Source organism: Rubritalea squalenifaciens DSM 18772 (assembly GCF_900141815.1).
In the GTDB taxonomy this organism is placed as follows: domain Bacteria; phylum Verrucomicrobiota; class Verrucomicrobiia; order Verrucomicrobiales; family Akkermansiaceae; genus Rubritalea; species Rubritalea squalenifaciens.
The window spans coordinates 502,522-521,410 of record NZ_FQYR01000002.1 but is presented as its reverse complement, the minus strand read 5'-3'; the positions used below and the strand labels follow the sequence as shown (position 1 = coordinate 521,410).

Sequence of the window (18,889 nt, the reverse complement as noted above, 5' to 3'; positions counted from 1 at the left end):
GCGTAGCACTGCCGAAGAAAGAGTTCCTGCACTGCACTTCAAACCCCTCGCTCTCAAACAGCGGGACGACCCTTCTGCAGCTCCCAAACTCCCTGGTGTATTGCCACAGCATCCGGTAGTTGTCCGGATTCCCCCAGAAACAACCAGCCTAGAAACGGCACGTAAAATTTCACGTAGAGGCGGAAGAAAAATCTCACCATGGCATTTTCCGGCATGGAAAACTCCAGCAAGCTGATGCTTCCGCCCGGCTTCAACACGCGTTTCACCTCCCGCACAAAGTCTAGCAGCTCATCCGGAGACAAGGTCTTCAGACCGAAGGTAGACACGACGGCATCATAGGATGCGTCTTGGCTGGGCAAGGCCAGGGCACTGGCATTGATGACCTCCACCTGCTTGCCATGGTAGCGCCGGACCGTCTGCCTGGCCCGCGCACACATGTCCTCACACCAATCCACCAGCTCCATACGCGTCTCCTTGCCAAAATGCGTCCTCATGTGGGTCAGGCATTCGGCGCCCCCGGTCATCAGATCGCACACCTGCAGACTGTCTTTGGGCAAAGCCCGGACGGCCAGTTTGCGCCAGAAATAGGCAAAGCCCAGAGAGGACAACAGATTGACCACTCCGTACGTTCTCGACATCTCGCTGAACAGCGATTTCACAAATCGCTCCGAGTGGATGTCCACTTCCGGATCCTCAAGTCCCTGACACATCAACTCATCTATTTAGCGCTTCTCAGCAGCGTCTATTTTTTTCTGAGCCTGATTTTCGTACTCCTGCAGTGATTTATAGGGCGTCAGCGGCAATCCAGCTTCATGGATAATGCGTGCAAGTGTCACCAGGTCCACACTCAGCCTCCCCTGATCAAACAAGTTTTTCCCCAGATTGGTCTTCACATTATTGCAAGTCAGGCAAACCTCGATACAGGCGACCGGCTCTCCCAAGAAGGTATAGAAGACAAAACAATGATGCGGCTCATAACAGTCCATAACCGGATGTCTCCCACCGCCCTCAAAGGTAGCCTTGATCACTTTCTGAGCGCTTTCCTTAGTGAGAGTCTTTTGAGCCAAAGTGCGCGAGGCCAAGGCCGCCACATCGACCACATCACGCTGCCTTACGAGCCCCGAAGGGATCCACGGCTTATCTCCGGCGAAGGGATCTCCACCTGGCGAGGGCCTAGCCTCCCGTTCATCAGCGTCTCTCAAGGTGTAGGCAACGCAGAACCACCACTCTGGAAATTTTTTCTCTTCCTCCGCAGCAACTGTCATCAATGATGCCATGCTCAGCAACCAGGTCAGTGAGACCAACTTAATCAGGGAACGACAAATCATGAGCTCAAGCTATTACGCCCCCTAACCCGGAGTCGAGAGCAATCAGCCCTGCGGCGCATGCTCGTATGAGCTAGAGCGAAAAGGCTAAAAAAAATGCCCGTCCAGTCAGGACGGGCACTGTTGAGCTTAGGTGGGTCAGGGTAATCTAAAGAGAGCAGAACACCCGGGAAATTAACGTCTGCGGCGCAGGATCAGGCCGAGTCCAGCCAGGCCGAGGAGTGCCGTGGAACTTGGCTCAGGCACAGCAGCCGTGGTCACTTCGAATCCGAGTGTATCGATACGGAAATACTGTAGTGATGGAGACGGATTATTGGTCATCTCCAGAGTCATGTTCTTACCGTCGAAGCCCGTGAAGGTGTGGTTGACCTCCCCAGTACCCGCACCAGCCTGAGCACTTTCCTGATCAGTCAGGCCATTGGTCAGCAGGATGGTAGCAGCATCCGGGACTTCTAGACGATTGGTCGTCTGCAAAGCCGTGAGGAAGACATCATAGCTCGAGGTGACGTCGGCATTGGCATTGTCGCGGTCCAGAATGGTCACCGTCCAGTAGGCGATCTCGCCGTCAGCCCAGCGGTAGGACTGCGCACCAGTGCCACCGTCAGGCTGCCAGCCGTAGCCACCACCGGAGCCATCTGCACGAAGTCCGGTAGAATCACCACCGGCAGAAAAATCCATCTTGAAGCTGAGGTTCTCCCCCTCGTCCCCGGTGAAATAGACCTCGATGGTTTTGGTCGGTGTCGTACCGGTGACCCAGTCGACATCGGTTTGCCCCCCATTCGAGGGACCGAAAGACAGAGTGGCAGCTTGGGCGGAAGCAGCCACCAGAGCGGAAATAGTGAATATGCGTGTGTAGAGTCGTGTTTTCATGACAAACTCAGATATGCATAATTAAACTCAATCAGTCAACCCGCACCTTCATACACCATCTTGACAAAACCGAACAATAGACAGAGATAACGCTTATCTTTAAAAGAAATGTGGACTATTCAACATAACAAAAACACAAGACAAATAAACGCAATATGTAACTCTTTAGCGCATATCTACAAACACGCCACATAGCGCGTATGCTTAATATCTACAACTAAGATACACATCACGACCCAGCCACCCCCTCCCGATCGGGAGAGGTGCTAGCCAGAGTTACAGGGTGCAAAATGAGACAGAGACTAGCCTCAGGCGGAAGCCGTCAGCAGATAGTCCGGGGTGTGGGCACCATCTTCACCGGTCACCAGCCATTCCATCGAGACCTCAAAGAGGCGCGCGATGCGCAGCAGGCTCATCGTATCCGGCGTCTTACCAGCCAGATAGCCTAGGATTTGGAAGTGGGAGATTCCTGTGAGGCGGGCGAGCTCAGCTGTTGTGCAGTCATTTTGCTCCATCAAGTCATGTAGCCTGCCGGCAAATTGCCTGTCCGGCGCACATAGCATACGTGTGTGTGTCATTTTTCGTTTCCATTGGGTTGGGCAGGGGTGACGGTGACAATTAACACAGAAATGACGGAAATATAATTAATTCTTAGTCACTTATCCATACTACTTTCTACCACAGCTGGAGACAATGAGTGCCGCCTGAGTACTCAGCAGAGCGGGTTCTTGAAAAATCGCGATTGTCGGCAGGAGCCTGAGCCCACTAGGCTGCCAGCATGGCTTTGAATCGTGAATTGTGGGACAAGCTGGACTCCTACTCGCTGGATGAGGTGGACTCCGCACTGAAATTTTCTCAACGCCTCGCCCGTGAGAATCAATGGGATCTGGCGTACACGCAGCGCGTGATCGAGGAATACAAGCGCTTCGTCTACCTTTCCTCGGAGGCTGGCCACATGGTCACTCCCTCTGATGAAGTGGACCAGGTCTGGCACCTGCACCTCTGCTACACACGCAGCTACTGGGAAGAGCTCTGTCAGGGGGTGCTAGGCAAACCGCTGCACCACGGCCCCACCAAAGGCGGCAACTCGGAGCGGGTGAAGTACCACGATCTCTATGAGCGTACGCTAGAGTCTTACCGCAAGCATTTTGGGACAGAAGCCCCTGCGGACATCTGGCCACCCTCCAAGCAGCGCTTTGCCTGCAGCCATTTCCAGCGGGTGGATGCCAAGACCCACTTCATCCTGCCCAAGCGCCGGGTCATCCAGATAGCCCTGGGATCCCTCGGCACCCTAGCTCTAGCGGGCTGCACCAGCCAACTGGGCTTTATAGAGGGCCTATTCCCATTCATCATCATCGCTATCATTTTTATCTTCATCCTTGCCGCCTTCTCCAAGGGCGGCAAAGGCGGTGGTGGCAACAACTCTGGCGGCGGATGCGGCTCGGTCGGCGGTGGATGCAGCTCAGACAGCGGCTGTGGTAGCGGTTGCGGGGGCGGCGGATGTGGTGGCGGATGTGGCGGAGGCTAGTCTCGAAAACGACTCCACAGCAGATCAACCAGACTCTCATACCCCTTTGAGAGGGCCTCCTGCTATGCCTACTGCATGATCAGCAGGGCGTCTGACACCAAGTACTCGCCCCTTTATCAGACTATTTTGCTCAGGTAGCAGAAGAATCCCGTGTGACACGGAATTTATAGCCCCCCGAAGAAGAGGTTCAGATAATTCGCTTCACAACAACGCAGATGTTTGGCTAGGGTTCTAGCCTGACCCAAATGTACAATGAGCACTGCGGAACAATTTATTGAAACTCCGTTGGGAAAAATCCTGATCCGAGCCGGCGCCCCGGCGGGCGCCTGCGTATCCATCCAGCTACTGGAGCCTGAGAAGGACTTTCCTGGCATAGAATCCATGGAGCAAGTCACGGCAGCCCTGCTGCACATCAAGACCTCCATGGATATTCGGAACTACTTTTACGAGTGCATCTGGATCGATGAACCTCCGGCAGAGGGCTACGGCTTCGGCCAGCACATCGAGACCTGGCAGCAGGACGGCTACTGCCTCACCATGAGCACGGAAGACGGCGAGACACTGAACTCCCGCCTGCCCTACGCCGGCTTTGACAATCTAGCCACGGCAATACGCCATACTGAGAGAGGCCTGGTGATCAAGGTTCCTCATCTCCCAGCGAGAACGGACACCTCGCTGCACTTCATCACCGCCTGGAACCAGAAACACATTGCCGGCGAATGCCCGCCATCTCCAGCCAGCCACATCCCGCACCTGGCACTGCTGGACAAGGAGCTGGTCCACGGGCCGGAGCTCCCCTGCTAAGGGCCAGCGAAAAGCCAAGCACCGGGCTTGAGCACCCAGGATAAGCTACTCACCCATCAAGTGAGGAATGTACTCCTCAGGGTACGCACCCTGATAGACCCTCACGTCATCGATGGTGCCGCGGAAGTTACGCCCGATCAGGCATGGGTCAGCACCCGGTCTCCCGACGATGGTGCCCACGCGGTTGACTTTATACTCACTGATCTCTTCCTGCTTGCCGTCCACATAGAGCTTGATAGTGGACGCATCCCCACGGCCTGAGCCATCATAGACAGAGACCACATGGTGCCATTCCCCGTCTCTCAAATCGGTGGTGCCAATGACATAACCTCGTGAAAACTCGGTACGCAGCGCTCCCACCTTACCAGCATCTCCACCAGCATTGATGGTGACACGCCACTTGGCGGCATTCAGATCTGGGTTCCCCCATTCGATGATCGCGCCAGTAGGTATGGCATCCGGTTTTTTCGGATACTTCACCCAGGCGGAAATAGTACGCGGGCGGTCGGCATCCACACCCGGCCAGGTAGTCTGAATAAAGCCATTGTTCGGGTGAAATCTGCGGGCCCGATCTTTGCGACCCGGGACGACATCAATCTTTCCACGTACGACGGAAGAAACCACGTCCTCTAGACCTGCCATGTTACCTGTAGCGGCAAATGCTTTATTGGTCGGCTCGTCAAGGCTCCACTCCAGATAGGTCAGACCATCCGGCAGGCCTTTCAGGAATGAATCCTGAGCCACGGGAATCGTCTCCAGACCGCCGTCCATGCTGACCTTGCAAGCCTGTCCGGTGGTCAAGGTCTGCACATCCTTCATCTTAAGCAATGAGCTTACCTGGACACGACCACGCAGCACATGCACCTGCTCATCCGCCGTGGTAGGATCTACCACCACACCAAATTCCGTACCCAGATCCACCACCTCCATCTGAGGTGTTTTCACGGTAAATCCATGCCCCTGCGGGGAAACACTGAACCAGCTATTACCATTCTTCAGCTCCAGGGTGTACTCATCCACCATCTTAAAAAGTGCCGGAGCTTCCACCACGGCAACCACGCCGGAGTTGATATTCAGCTCCACGCTGCCCTGCTTCAGCTCCACAATAGCCCCACTGACCAGCTCACCAGCCTCATAATCCACATCCTCTGGATAAGTCACCCTGTAGTCAGAGTGCTCCGCATAGCGCATGGTAGCCACACTAGGCTCAAAACTTACATTGATCACCGTCAGGATCACCCCGCAGATCAGCAGCACGGCGGCAGCGGTCGCAGCAGACCACATGGCGATGCGCTTACGCTGGCGGCGGGCCAGACGGTCAAAGGGAATCAGATTCTGCGGAGTGGACATCTGCGGATGCGCCGCCGAGTGCATCTGGTCCTCCAGCAGATCCTCCAGCCGGGTCAGGTCACGGTATCTCTGCCGGGCCGCGGGATTATGCTTCAGTATCCCCTGTAGCTTCTGATGACGGTCCGGCGTGATGGCACCATCAAGCAGCTCGAAGATCATGTCATCGAGATCCTGGGGGGAAGATTCTGTCTGCTTTAAATTCATGGGGACTAAAATGGGGACTGCTTCTTCAGCAGGGCGACTTGCTGCTCGATACACTCGCGCAGGGCGGAGCGGACTCTGTTCAGAATCACTCTCAGCGAGGCGGCATCCCTGCCATCCTCATGCGCGTAATCAATCAGCGTGATGTTTCGGTGATAACGGGCACGCACGAGAGAGAAATTCTTCGGGCTCAGCTTTTCCAGACATCCGTCCAGCGCCAAGCGCTCCAGCTCCACTTCGTCTTGAGCGTCTCCGCCCTCGTCTGCAAGCAGATTTACCAGATCCTCGTCAAAAACCAGCATCTGGTTCTTTTTCATCTTGTTACGATGCTCAAGCGAACGGAAGCGGGCCACCGCGCAGGCCCAGGCCTTGAAATTGGTTCCAGGCTCGAAATCCTCCCTCCGCTCCCACAGGGCGAGGTTGGTATTCTGCAAGACATCATTCACATCCGAGGCATTCGGGATGAGTGAACGGATATAGCCCCGGATCACCGCCTGGTGTTCGGTAAGCAGGCGAACGAACTCGCCTAGTTCCAGGATATTTCCGCTCTTTTTCTTGGCCATGATCTTGCAGTCTGAGACTGAATACTCCGCGAGAACGACTGTAGCAGATTATGTCAGGGGATGCAGCCAAAAGGCCACATCCCCATCATACTCATAACACTGCAATAACTCAGAAAAGCCACTCAGCTCCTCTTAATTATTAACTGCCACCCATTGCTGGTTGGCGGTGAAATCACCCTGCAAGGTAACTTCACTATAATATGTGCCCAGAACCCCACTTGTTAACAAAATCGGGAAAAAAACTTCATTCTTTTTCCCTCCGCTCGGAATCTGGGCGAAATCACGTCCTAAGCCAGTACTATGGCGGACCTCCAACCTCTGAGCCTCAGCCCAGCTCTCGGGCGAATGAGTGCCCCCTCACCAAAGCATCAAGTCCGGCCTATGACCCAGCGTGTCCTATCCAGCTTCCTGGTCGGCAGCAGGGTCCATCCCCTTGGCTTCTCCAGAGGTTGGCGCATCCTTGCTCTGCAAACTGTTTTTAATCCTGATGTTTTTCTTGAGATTTTCCATGATTGCCTTGCCCGCTCTCCCCTGAGGAATCTTTTTGAATTTCCTTTCCTCAGGCAGCTCGCGCTGATCTTCCGCAGGAAGCGTTTTCTTCTTCTCAGGTTCGTTCATACTAGCCATCGTTTATGTCGGCACGAAAGTGGGATTTACTTTTCGCATTTTCGCGAAGCTGGCGGAATTTTTGGGCGGCTTGCTGGATGTCTTCCCTCAGGTAGCGCATCTCGTCAGTGCTCATGAGGTCTTGCGGGCTGAGTACCGGGGAATCTCCGTCCACAGCCGCTTGCCCATCCTGCACCCTTCTATCCGCACCGCCTCCGCTGACTCTGATGGGGTTGTCCAGCAGCAGCACGGGGTGCGCCAGAACCTCCCCTTCGGGATCTAACACATAGCGACCATAGCGTGCAGCCGCGGGGCGGTAGCGCAGATCCTCGATGGCTTCCACGCTGAAGCTCACCTCCAGATCACCCACCGGGCCCTTGCCCAGTTCCTCCAGCCCCTCGCGGATGATCTGCTGCACTTCTCCTGTTAGATCACTGCGTTCCGCCGCCTCGATATCCTGCGCAAAGTAGTAGAGCCTACCATGGTACCTGTTAGGACAATCTTTCCCGTCTCCCCAGATCCCTTCCAGAATAACTTCCTGCAGCCCCATCTCGCGGAACAGGTCCAGCACATCCACCTCAAGCTGCTCCAGTCCGCCATACAAAGCCTCGCGTAGGATCTCCATCCTGTACATCGCCTGCCTGTCCTCTTCCTCGGCATGGATGCCTGCGGGCGGGGTATACACCTCCCGCACCCGGGCTGGCGGGTTCTCCTGCTGATAGAGAGCCGGATGCTTGTCCCCCTCACCCTCCGCCACCAGCGTGTAACGGCGGTAGCCGCCCTCGTAGCGCTTGAAGCACATGTGCTCCAGCGGCAGCTCTTCAAAGATAAGCCGGATCTCCTCCCGCTCTCCCTTGCCCAGCTTCTCCAGCCCCCGGTACACGCACTCCTTGATCGTGTAGGTCAGCCCGGAAAGCTCTGCCCTGCCGATGTCCTCCTGGAAATAATAAAGGCTGACCCGGTAGCTATCCTGCCGGGCCTCGCTCTCGTCCAGCACCCCGTGGATGATGATCTCCTGCAACCCGTCTCCAGAGAAGCGCTCCAGCAGCTCCAGCTCCAGCTCACGCGTGGCCCAGCACAGGTCCATGCGGCGAAACTTCTTCTCGTGCAGCGCATGCTTGCGCAGCCGCACGTTTTCCCAGCCCTCCTTCGGCACGAAGCGTTCTTTCACCCGCGGGTTGCCGCTGTTGTCATAGACCCGCACCTCCTGGATATCCTCCTCATCGAAGGCCTGGTGATAGGCATGGAAGTCGCTCTTGTAATCGATGATGTACACTTCCTCCTCCAGCGGCTCACGGCCCACCTTGAATTGAAAGTTCAGCGTCTCCCAGGGGATCCCGCTGCATTCCTCCGCTTTCTCGCAGTACAGCAGCTTGAAATAATCTATCAGTCCAGACTTCAGCGCTTTCCTGCCGTCCCCCGGATAAAACATAAAGGTCACTTCCGTGTACCAGGCACCATAGTCCGTTCTCTCTCGCCCAGCAACACCGTCTTGCATCCCTTCGGCATCAAAAAGGTCGTTGAGGCCACGGAATGCTCCTCGCAGACCTTCGCGCCATTTTTCAATGAACTCTGACCACGCCTGCTCACGCTGGTTATCTTCCGGAGTATCCCACTTGAAAGTACCACGCCGGAAATAGACCGGCAGCAGATTCTCTTCGCTTCGCTGTCCGTTATCGCCTTGTTTCCCGTCTTCACGCATCACAACCAGATTGAATAACCTTATCGTTAGTTCAATCTATTTGTGGGTCTCCCATGTCCATTCATTGAGCTTACGGAATTGATACCCCTTACCTTCCAAATGCGCCACCTCCCTCGCAAAATAACTGTAACGCTTCGGATTCATCGGGTCGTGCGAGAAGAGGATCTGTTTTCCGTTCTTTCGGCACCAGTCCAGCACCGCCTTGTTCAGCTCCCATATTTCAGACTCCGTTAGACCACTGGTCATGCGGTTCCATTCCTCCACCTTGTAGTAGCTTGCCCCCTTGTGGCTGGCAGCCTTCTCGTAGCTCTTGCCGTCCCACTGGTAGTGCCCCAGCATCATGGCCTTGGCCTCGGGATTGCGGAAGGCATCGATAGAGCCTTCATCATTCACTGGATAGAGGCTATTTCAGTCCCTTTCCTTAATCATGGGAGGATGAACCAGGAAACGACACCGGGCGTCTTATCTGCACTAGCCGCCGTTTATGTCGGTACGGAAGTGGGATTTACTTTTCGCATTTTCCCTCAGCTGGCGGAATTTTTGGGCGGCTCGCTGGATGTCTTCCCTCAGGTAGTGCATCTCGTCGGTGCTCATGAGGTCTTGCGGGCTGAGCACCGGGGAATCCCTGTCCACATCCGCGGACTCAGAATGCGATCTTCTATCAGCACCGCCACCACTGACCCTGATGGGATTGTCCAGCAGCAGCACGGGGTGCGCCAGAACCTCCCCTTCGGGATCTAACACATAGCGACCATAGCGTGCCGCCGCGGGGCGGTAGCGCAGATCCTCGATAGCCTCCACGCTGAAGCTCACCTCCAGCTCACCCACCGGGCCCTTGCCCATTTCCTCCAGACCCTCGCGGATGAGCTGCTGCACTTCACCTGTTAGACCACTGCGTTCCGCCGCCTCGATATCCTGCGCAAAGTAGTAGAGGCGACCATGGTATCTGTTAGGACAATCTTTCCCGTCTCCCCAGATCCCTTCCAGAATAACTTCCTGCAGCCCCACCTCGCGGAACAAGTCCAGCACATCCACCTCCAGCTGCTCCAGTCCGCCATAGAGGGCCTCGCGTAGAATCTCCATCCTGTACATCACCTGCCTGTCCTCTTCCTCGGCATGAATGCCTGCGGGCGGGGTATACACCTCCCGCACCCGGGCTGGCGGGTTCTCCTGCTGATAGAGAGCCGGATGCTTGTCGCCCTCACCCTCCGCCACGAGGGTGTAGCGGCGGTAGGCGCCCTCGTAGCGCTTGAAGCACATGTGCTCCAGCGGCAGCTCTTCAAAGATCAGCCGGATCTCCTCCCGCTCTCCCTTGCCCAGCTTCTCCAGCCCCCGGTACACGCACTCCTTGATCGTGTAGGTCAGTCCGGAAAGCTCTGCCCTGCCGATGTCCTCCTGGAAATAATAAAGGCTGACCCGGTAGCTGTCCTGACAGGCCTCGCTCTCATCCAGCACCCCGTGAATGATGATCTCCTGCAGCCCGTCTCCAGAGAAACGTTTCAGCAGCTCCAGCTCCAGCTCCCGCGTGGCCCAGCACAGGTCCATGCGGCGGAACTTCTTCTCGTGCAGAGTATGCTTGCGCAGCCGCACGTTTTCCCAGCCCTCCTTCGGCACGAAGCGCTCTTTCACCCGCGGGTTACCGCTGTTGTCATAGACCCGCACCTCCTGGATATCCTCCTCATCGAAGGCCTGGTGATAGGCATGGAAGTCGCTCTTGTAATCGATGATGTACACTTCCTCCTCCAGCGGCTCACGGCCCACCTTGAATTGAAAGTTCAGCGTCTCCCAGGGGATGCCGCTGCACTCCTCCACTTGCTCGCAGTACAGCAGCTTGAGGTAATCGATCAGTCCGGACTTCAGCGCCTTCCGGCCGTCCCCCGGATAAAACATATAGGTCACTTCCGTGTACCAGGCACCATAGTCCGTACTCTCCTGCGTAGCAAGAGCGTCTTGTCCCCCTTCGGCCGCATAAAGGTCGTGGAGGTAACGGAATGCTCCTCTCAGACCTTCGCGCCATTCGTCAAGGAATTCCGACCACGCTTGCTGACGCTGTTTATCTTCCAGGTTATTCAACCTAAAAGAATCACGCCGGAAATAGACCGGCAGCAGATTCTCTTCGCTTCGCTGCCCGCTCCCATCTTGTTTCCCCTCTTCACGCATCACTACCAGATTGAATAGTCTTATCGTTAGTTCAATCTATTTGTGGGTCTCCCATGTCCATTCATTGAGCTTACGGAACTTTTTATACTTATGCTTTTTATCCAAATGCTTCAATTCCCTCGCATAAGCACTGTAATGCTTCGGATCCATCGGATCGTGCGTGAAGAAGATCTGTTTCCCGTTCGCTACACACCAGTCTATCACCGCCTTGTTCACCTCCCACATGTCCGCCTCTGATAGACCACTGGTCATGCGGTTCCAGTAATAGACTGCTCCCCTCTGGCGGGCAGCCTTCTCGTAGCTCTTACCGCCCCACTGGTAGTGCCCCAGCACCACAGCCTTGGCCTCGGGATTATGGATCACCTGCTTGACGAACTTCTTGAAATGCTTCTGCAGATTCTTGGGTAGCTCACGGTACACCAGCTCCAGATCGTCAACCGCACCACTGTCCTCCTGCTTGGTCTTCGGCTTCTCGGAGTGCGAAGCCCGGGGCGGAGTATGGCGCTCCCTCTCCTTGGCAAAGTCCACTTCCTTGATCCCCGTCGCCTTGTCCAGGTGCGTTTCTAACTCCTTGTCCAGCTTCCCGGCCTTTTTCAGCTTGATCAGGTTCTGCGCAGTCTCCCGCACATGGTTGAAGAACTCGCCAAAGTACTCAATGATCCGGCGCACATGCTTGTACTTGGCAAAGAGCGGGTGAGCCCTCTCCCCCTTGTTAGAAAGATGGGCGCGCGCCAGCTTGGCAAAGGCCATGTCCACATCCTGCTCGGAGATGTTTTCCAGATCTTTGAAAAGCACTTCGCCCGTATCCTTCTGGTAGTTCTTCAGCTGCTCCCTGAAATAATCGTAGCCAAGCCCGTTTTTTGCGATGAACTGCAGGTAACTCTTCGACATCATATCGAACATCTCACCTACATCCCCCCCCTTGTAGAGAGTTTGGATGCACCTTCTCCCGTCCTCCTCCCATTGGAGCGTACCATTTACGTACACGTTGTCGTGTGCCGCCGCATCCTTCGCCCCAGGGATGACAGACATCATCTTCGCTATCGCCTTGTCCATGCTGACGAGCCCCTTCTTCACGGCCTCATCCACGGTGAAATAAGCATCATCTAGCACCACCTTGGTACCGCGATGTCTATCCTCGATGTACTTCCCAATCTCTTCCTTGCGGTTTTTCTGTTCGTCACGATCTCCAAGCGGAATGTCGGAATAATTATCACGTATGAACCCGATCCGGTCGCCCCTCCGCTTCACCTTTCTTAACTCTTCCTCCCTCTCCCGCTGGGCTACCTTTTTCTTCCGCTTGGAAGGCTCTTTTCCGGCCTTCTCCTTGGAGCTATCCGCACTCCCCTTGGATTTGCCAGGTCCGATGGAGAAAGACGGATCATCGCTGATGATTCCCCCATCTCCAGTAGAGCTACTGGCATCCAGGCCACTTCCCTCATTACCTATGAAGTTACTGGATCTGTTAGCATCTAGTCCACCGCCCACATTAGAGTAGCTCCCTAAAAGGGCTTCATAGGTAGCCTGGTCTATTTTTCCTTCTTCTTGGGCTTGTCGGAGGATTGCGCGTCCTTGTTCTGCAAGCTCATTTTGCGCATGATATTTTTCTTGAGATTCTCTATGATCGCGTCGCCCGCTGTCGCGGGAGGAATCTTTTTGAATTTCCTTTCCATATATTTTTGTATACCTTTTATCGTTTAGTTCTTCAATACTCATCTTCTTAATCGCTTGAAGATCACCAAAGTCTCCGTCGTTGGATACAATCGTCATGTATCCTCCATTCTCTACTAGATCATCATAGATCTCGAAAAGCGTTTCCTGGGCACCAAGGTGTGCTTCCACGGCAACATCCAGTGGCACCATCCTTCCCTCTTCCAGATAACGTTCGACAATCCCCTCAAAGGCTTTCGCGAACGACCGGTGGACATAGATAACCTCCACCCTTCTCTTGTTATCCGGGTTATTTGCCTGATCCATTATCCTCTTGAAGCTAGTTGGCTTGGAGAGCGTCTCGCCCAACGCAACATCATCAATCTCAACGACCCCGTCTAACTTGTTAGACATGTTAGACGCGATGGAGAAAGACGGATCATCGCTGATGATTTCTCCATTTCCAATAGATCCACTGGAGCTATTCGCATCCAGTCCGATCCCCTCGTTTCCCGTGAAGTTACTGGATCTATTGGCACCACTGCCTCCATCCATCTTCGGTTCCTTCAAGATCTGAAGGTCGATAGGCACGATGTCTCCGTCCTTCGTCTTGATCAGGTTGCCTGTATGGGCATCGGCTACATCGGCACCTGTCTCTGGGTGCTTCCAGCGGTTGTAGCCCGCCTTTTCATAGCCCTGGGACTCAAACCACTCTGCTACCTCCGCCTCGGTAGGGCTGACGCCCTTCACGTAAGGCTGGGAAATGACAATAGAGGTACCGTCTATATCCAGTATGCCTTCCAGACGGATATTATCACCAAACAAGCGGTTAGCCGCCATCTGGTTCCTCACATAATCTAGCACCACGCCTCTCGCTCCGAAGTTCGGAGGGATGGTGGACTTTATAACACGTTCGCCATTAGGTAAAATATAGACTTCATGCTCGCTGGCACCTTCGAGTTCAGTCCATTCCTTGACATTTGCTACCCAGCTGTCTGGTCGGATGAGGAGCCCTTCTCCTCTCGCCCACGCAAGAAGCGATTCGGTCTCGGAATCGATCCGTTGCGCCGCATTTGCGCCACCTTCTCTTCCAGGGTCATCGACAAACCATCTCTCCAGCCTTTCAAGCGCTGTTCGCGCAGCACTTCCGGAGGTATCGGCATTTTCTTCTTCTCGGGTTCGTTCATGTTTTTCATCATATTCTAGATTTGTCGTTTTACCAATAGAGAATGAGGCGAGCTCAGAATCGCTCACTCCCGCATGGGCATCCGGGTTTAGAGCAGTTGCATCGTGATACAGCTTTAGACCTTTTTCGCGCAGCTCCTGACTCTGAGAAAGTGCATCTATCCCAAAATCATTAGTGTTGCTAATAATGTCGCCAAAGATGTGAGCTTCAATTTCATTGAGCCGCTCAGCCTCTGTGTATGGGTTGAGATGCAGAATATACTCCCAGAGTATTCTTCTTTCTCTATCAGAGGTATAGGTTTCAATAAGCTTGCGAAGATCTTCTGCAATAGCTGAATCCTTCTGTGCAACGTGCGTCCACTCGTGACCAATCAAATAAGCTAGGGAAGTGTTTGCCCTAGAGTTTATAAAGATGGTGTCAGGAAGAGATCGGGTGGTGAAGGCTGTGATTAGTTGTCCTTCTTCTGGCTGGAAGAACCTAATAGACGTTCCCGTAGCTGCTTCGAACTGTCTGAGGGAATCCCGTAAAACCTCCGGATAGACGGAGATTGCTCTTTCTTGTCCAAGGATTTCTTGGACTCGTTGGGGGATGTTGGCTTCTGGCTCATAGCTGTATTCTAATGGTGATTTATTTAAGTGTGAAATGTCAACGCTGAACGACGGAACAGCATTATAGTCAAAGGTTTCCTCGGCGAGAGAGCGCTCATTCGCTTCTACATCCAGGCTGTCTGCACGTTCATCCAGTTGGGAGGCGCGACCTATGGATAATGACACATCCTCACTTTGGAGTAGCTCCTTGACTTTCAGTCGTTCACGGATGACAGTAGATATGTCATCACTGGATAGGGGCGTTGGTTTGTTCAACTCTACCTCTGCCTCTTTTGGCGACACCTTTGTTTCCAGCAACTCGATGTCTTGAATGTTGTAAAGATTCCTTCCATTGTGGCTCTTCTGAACAGTAATCCAGGCCACATACGGGCTGCCGTTGATAGTCACAGGATGGGCCAAATGATGGTTAGTGTACTCCTGTAATCTTTGCTCTTCCTTCCGCTGATCTGGATCTGCGGCCACAAGCCACGTGGCCCCCTTGATCACCTGCTCGATCTCACCTAAGATGGCAATCCTGCGGTGACTTCCAGCATGGTCTTTCGTATGCTTGAATGACTTGTTGTTAGCAAACACCTCGATTCCGGCGTGCTCGTTCTTCACGCCTTTGAGAAGCACTTGCTTGGCCTTTTCGGCGGCTTCACTACGTAGCAGCTTTTTATCACCCCCAGTATCGATTGTTAGATGAATTGACGGAGTCTTAGCAGCGCGCTCTATACGATCTGGAAGTGTCTTCAGGTCCAAGGAGAATGTAGCCGCCCCCTCGGCCTTCGCGTCTAGCTGTTCAGCGCCTTTCCGATCCTGAGTTATTGGCCTCTGGATGTCAGCATGGAGGGGGCCTATATCTCCCTCACGCAGGAACTTGCTTAAGGACTGATCAGTCTTGGACACATGACCAAGTGAAAACGATGAGTCAGAAATATCACCATAGAATGAGGCGTCAGGGGCAACCTCACCAATAACAAGGTCAACAAGACGGATATTCCCCTTTGAATCCTTGACGAAATTGTGCGCAGCTAGATCAGAAACAAGATAGATCTGGTCGTCAAACTCTAGGCGATAGATGAGGCCATCCTGAGGAGTGATATTGAAAGGGAGACGTACTCCTTGCAGCTCTTCCTCAGTGACCGGGGTGAGACCTCTATCCTGAAGTATTACCGGCTGGCCGTCTATGTTAATAACTGAGGAGGGCATACCCCCAAGGAGATTGATAGACCGGGCCTTAAGTTCCCATACTTTGGGATCTGCCGAACGAGTTATTTTGCCGTCTCTGGAGTAGGCAAGTGCGCCGGAAGGTCGGGGTATTTTTAGGACGAGGTCTTGTCCGTATGCGAAGACTTTGGATTCAGTCCCTTCTCCAAGATACGTCGGTAGAGGGCGTCCGCCTGCCTCTGCTCTTGTGGCGAGAACTTGCTCTTCCTGGCTTGTGCGAGTTCCCTGTTGTGCTCCTCGCTCTTGAATGATTTGACGGTGTTTTTCATGAATTTGATTGGTATATAAATTATAAAATGGATTGGAGTCAATGGAGAACGGATTGTCTCCATCCACCATATCAGCCTCAGACTGTCCCTGCTCTGTGGTTCCCTGGATGGCTGCACGGAAGGCGTCGATATCAGCTTCACTGATGACACCGTCACGGATGCCTTTGCGAATCACGGCCACCCTTCTTAGAGCCAGCTCGTAGAACTCCCTCATGGCGTCCACAAAGGCTTTGAACTTGGCACCAGCTCCATTCATGCGGGCGATGGCTGAAAGGTTGCGAGAGATGGCAGCAGCAAGCGAATCAGGCTTACCCTTGCGCGTGCGCAAAACATCAACCTCGAAGAACTCCGCCACAGCTTCATCTAGCATCGTGTCAGTGATCTTACCTTCTGCGGGAAGGAATCGAAGTTCACCCCCCTTGTTCACGCCACGCTCGACATTCTTCCCGGCAAGCGCCTTGTCCAACATCTGGAAGAACTCTTTCACCTCATCCTTTGTGATGCGCCCGGTGGCCAATGCCTCACGATACCATCCGTGGGCATCCTCATGGAACACGGTGAGAATCGAAGCCCCGCCATTGATCTTGTTGATTGTCTTGCGCTGCTTGCCTTCAAACTCCGTGACGCTTTGGCCGAGAACCACACTCGTCATGTCAGAGTTGCCCCTTCCAAGCTTCTCCATGTATTGGAGCTGCTTCATCACCTGAGCCGCATCCTTGGCGTTTTCAAGCATCGCCTCCGCCTCAGTCACAAAGTTGTCCAGCCTCACCTGCACACCTGTTTCACGAGCTTCATTATCGTTCTCAAGCGTGTACTCAGCCCCCTCAATCAGGGAGCTATAGTAGTCGATGCGGTCTTTCGAGAGTTCCCCCTTCAAGTCCACATGGTCCAGCGCCATCTCTAGAGCTTCCTCTCTGGTCTTCACCGTTCCCACCACATCCCCAGTCTCCTTGTCAGTGACCGTGAATCCGTCCTTGTTCACCATGATATTAGGCATCACACGAGCTTTCACGGCATCCTCAAACAATCTGCGTGATTCATTGATCTGGTCCCTTAGCTGCTCGCTGGCTTCCTTGGCTTCTTCGCTGTTCGCGTCCCTGTTATCTGTCAGGATGTCCAGAGCGCCCTCTTCACCCAGCGTACCCTTGGCTTTATTGTATCGGTCGATGTCCGCTTGCTTGGCTCCAAAGGCTTTCAGCTCCAAATCCGTAGCCTTGGCAAAGATCTCGCCACGCTGACTCTTTGAGAGCGCACCAGAAGCGCCCATACTCAACGGAGCCACAGACACCGCAGTCTCTAGGATGGTGTAAGCATAGCCATCAACCACGCCACCGGGGCCACTCCATTGAATATCGGGAAATCTCTCATCATAAGCGTGGGCAAGATCAACCGTAAGCTCGTTGATAAGTTGCTGGGTTAGTTCAATCCCCGTCTCTTGTACCGTACCAAACCCGCCACGAACCGCTAGCTTAGTACCAGCATTGGCAGAGATCTTGCTCATTGCTTGCGTGGTCCACTTGTCCAGGAATGGCAGCTTACCCTTCAAGCCTTTGGCTCCAGCCCTTTCGAGCAATGCCGCCGGGACTGTAGCCAATGCCGCCCATCCCTCAGCAGCAGCGGCTGCTTCCTCCAGGTTCACGCCATTCTCAAACAAGCGCCTAGTAAAATCCTTCTTGGTGTCCTCGTACATGATGCCCGCCATTGCATGGACACCGACATAAGGAACCATCGCCACCGCCGATGTGGATATAACACCAGGCATGGCGTGGGTGCCTCGCTCGATAGCCCCCAGCACGGTCTTGTCTTCCAGATAGAAAGATACCGGATCATATTCGTTTTCGTAGGTGGAACGGATAAGCTCGTAGAAATCATTCTTGGCCACTTCGTTAGCTAACCGCTCCTTAAAGTTTTTCTCATCTTCCAGATGCTTGTCAAAACTCTGATAGACTGTCCCAAGCCGGCTTTGTCGAGGCGGCATCGGAGCTAGATCAGCGTGGATACTAGCGCCTCTATCAAGGTAGTTCATCAATCCGCGCCCGGTTCCCTCCACCCCGCGCCATGACTTGGCAACGTAATCAAGGAATCCATCGCGTTCCTCTTTCGGCAGGTTCTTTGCCAGATAGCCGATATACCTTGCCGCCTTGTCGCGTTCTTCCGCTGACATCTTGGCAAAGTTGAGATTAACCGCAGCCATTGCCCCATCATCCTCATCTCCAGCTTCAAACGCCTTGAAGACATCGCGCACCATATTCCGCCCGAAGGTGCCAAGCTCACTCTGCAACTTGTCATTGAATACCTTGCGTGCTTCCCGATACCTCTTGCCATATTCCTCGCTATCCTCCTGGGCGTCCATCCATGCCTGAGTGCTTTCACTCATCCCCACCCCACCCCTAAGCATGTCATTAAAGGCATTGCTGGTGACATACTGCATGTTGTCCTGCTTCTTCTTGCGGCCAGCATAGTAGGTCTTGAGTTCTCCAAAGAAGGCTTCATCACTACCCTTGCCGCGACCATCAAACAGCCTGTCGGCTACAGCGTCACGATTGATATCGTAAGTAAGTGAGTCCTCTGGCTGGTAATCGTGTTCAACATCCAAGTATTTCCTGATAAGGGTTCGCTGTCTCACCTCCGGCTTAAGCTCCGGCCGGAAGCCGTCAAACTCAAGAACACCCCCCTGAATCAAATCATGGTTTTCTCTCTTCCACTCCATGACGCTCTGCTGAAACTGCTGCTTTGCCTCTTGAGCCTTGCGCATCATGTCCTGTTGAAGGTTGTTAGGCACCTCGCCTAAATCCAATTGCACTTCATCTGTTCTGCTAGTGAGTGCCGTGCCGTCGAGTGTCTGGGTAATTGCCATG

At 53.9% G+C, this 18,889-nt stretch carries 13 protein-coding genes; 2 read left to right on the top strand and 11 right to left on the bottom strand.

What is annotated here, in order from left to right:
- Positions 1-53: 53 nt before the first annotated feature.
- From BUB27_RS02485 to BUB27_RS02470, 4 genes are all read right to left on the bottom strand, one after another.
- The gene (locus tag BUB27_RS02485) at positions 54-710 is read right to left on the bottom strand and encodes a class I SAM-dependent methyltransferase (RefSeq protein WP_143157963.1); all 657 of its coding nucleotides are present in this window, start codon (positions 708-710) and stop codon (positions 54-56) included.
- 12 nt (positions 711-722) lie between these two features.
- Entirely contained in the window at positions 723-1,328 is a 606-nt protein-coding gene (locus BUB27_RS02480; protein WP_159434752.1) for a hypothetical protein, read from the bottom strand.
- 171 nt (positions 1,329-1,499) lie between these two features.
- Positions 1,500-2,195 (bottom strand): PEP-CTERM sorting domain-containing protein, encoded by a 696-nt coding sequence (locus BUB27_RS02475; protein WP_143157961.1) that lies wholly within the window; start codon positions 2,193-2,195, stop codon positions 1,500-1,502.
- 308 nt (positions 2,196-2,503) lie between these two features.
- Complete coding sequence (locus BUB27_RS02470) at positions 2,504-2,773, bottom strand: helix-turn-helix domain-containing protein (protein WP_200797043.1); 270 nt, start codon at positions 2,771-2,773, stop codon at positions 2,504-2,506.
- A 200-nt stretch (positions 2,774-2,973) separates the two neighbouring features.
- On the opposite strand from BUB27_RS02470, the gene BUB27_RS02465 reads away from it, so the two are divergent.
- Positions 2,974-3,723: a glycine-rich domain-containing protein gene (locus BUB27_RS02465; protein WP_143157960.1), complete on the top strand. Its 750-nt coding sequence runs from the start codon at positions 2,974-2,976 to the stop codon at positions 3,721-3,723.
- Positions 3,724-3,975: 252 nt separating this feature from the next.
- Positions 3,976-4,527 carry a hypothetical protein gene (locus tag BUB27_RS02460; RefSeq protein WP_143157959.1) on the top strand — a complete coding sequence of 184 codons (552 nt, stop codon included), beginning with the start codon at positions 3,976-3,978 and terminating at the stop codon, positions 4,525-4,527.
- Between the two features lie 45 nt (positions 4,528-4,572).
- Here the strand turns inward: BUB27_RS02460 and BUB27_RS02455 are convergent, their stop codons facing one another.
- From BUB27_RS02455 to BUB27_RS02425, 7 genes are all read right to left on the bottom strand, one after another.
- Positions 4,573-6,081: a LamG-like jellyroll fold domain-containing protein gene (locus BUB27_RS02455; RefSeq protein ID WP_143157958.1), complete on the bottom strand. Its 1,509-nt coding sequence runs from the start codon at positions 6,079-6,081 to the stop codon at positions 4,573-4,575.
- 5 nt (positions 6,082-6,086) lie between these two features.
- Complete coding sequence (locus BUB27_RS02450; protein ID WP_143157957.1) at positions 6,087-6,641, bottom strand: sigma-70 family RNA polymerase sigma factor; 555 nt, start codon at positions 6,639-6,641, stop codon at positions 6,087-6,089.
- Between the two features lie 396 nt (positions 6,642-7,037).
- A complete protein-coding gene (locus tag BUB27_RS02445) occupies positions 7,038-7,268 on the bottom strand; it encodes a hypothetical protein (RefSeq protein ID WP_159434751.1) in 231 nt (76 codons plus the stop codon).
- Positions 7,261-8,949: a hypothetical protein gene (locus BUB27_RS02440; RefSeq protein ID WP_143157955.1), complete on the bottom strand. Its 1,689-nt coding sequence runs from the start codon at positions 8,947-8,949 to the stop codon at positions 7,261-7,263. Before BUB27_RS02440 ends, BUB27_RS02445 begins: the two co-directional genes overlap by 8 nt.
- 36 nt (positions 8,950-8,985) lie before the next feature.
- On the bottom strand, positions 8,986-9,342 hold the full coding sequence (locus BUB27_RS02435; RefSeq protein ID WP_143157954.1) for a hypothetical protein: 357 nt from the start codon (positions 9,340-9,342) through the stop codon (positions 8,986-8,988).
- A gap of 78 nt (positions 9,343-9,420) precedes the next feature.
- Positions 9,421-11,109 (bottom strand): hypothetical protein, encoded by a 1,689-nt coding sequence (locus BUB27_RS02430; protein ID WP_159434750.1) that lies wholly within the window; start codon positions 11,107-11,109, stop codon positions 9,421-9,423.
- Between the two features lie 36 nt (positions 11,110-11,145).
- Positions 11,146-18,888: an LPD3 domain-containing protein gene (locus BUB27_RS02425; RefSeq protein ID WP_143157952.1), complete on the bottom strand. Its 7,743-nt coding sequence runs from the start codon at positions 18,886-18,888 to the stop codon at positions 11,146-11,148.
- Position 18,889: the final 1 nt, after the last annotated feature.

Bases quoted from the DNA above. Each gene is read 5' to 3' on its own strand.
- BUB27_RS02485 (WP_143157963.1), bottom strand. From the start codon at position 710: ATGTGTCAGGGACTTGAGGATCCGGAAGTGGACATCCACTCGGAGCGA.
- BUB27_RS02480 (WP_159434752.1), bottom strand. From the start codon at position 1,328: ATGATTTGTCGTTCCCTGATTAAGTTGGTCTCACTGACCTGGTTGCTG.
- BUB27_RS02475 (WP_143157961.1), bottom strand. From the start codon at position 2,195: ATGAAAACACGACTCTACACACGCATATTCACTATTTCCGCTCTGGTG.
- BUB27_RS02470 (WP_200797043.1), bottom strand. From the start codon at position 2,773: ATGACACACACACGTATGCTATGTGCGCCGGACAGGCAATTTGCCGGC.
- BUB27_RS02465 (WP_143157960.1), top strand. From the start codon at position 2,974: ATGGCTTTGAATCGTGAATTGTGGGACAAGCTGGACTCCTACTCGCTG.
- BUB27_RS02460 (WP_143157959.1), top strand. From the start codon at position 3,976: ATGAGCACTGCGGAACAATTTATTGAAACTCCGTTGGGAAAAATCCTG.
- BUB27_RS02455 (WP_143157958.1), bottom strand. From the start codon at position 6,081: ATGAATTTAAAGCAGACAGAATCTTCCCCCCAGGATCTCGATGACATG.
- BUB27_RS02450 (WP_143157957.1), bottom strand. From the start codon at position 6,641: ATGGCCAAGAAAAAGAGCGGAAATATCCTGGAACTAGGCGAGTTCGTT.
- BUB27_RS02445 (WP_159434751.1), bottom strand. From the start codon at position 7,268: ATGGCTAGTATGAACGAACCTGAGAAGAAGAAAACGCTTCCTGCGGAA.
- BUB27_RS02440 (WP_143157955.1), bottom strand. From the start codon at position 8,949: ATGCGTGAAGACGGGAAACAAGGCGATAACGGACAGCGAAGCGAAGAG.
- BUB27_RS02430 (WP_159434750.1), bottom strand. From the start codon at position 11,109: ATGCGTGAAGAGGGGAAACAAGATGGGAGCGGGCAGCGAAGCGAAGAG.
- BUB27_RS02425 (WP_143157952.1), bottom strand. From the start codon at position 18,888: ATGGCAATTACCCAGACACTCGACGGCACGGCACTCACTAGCAGAACA.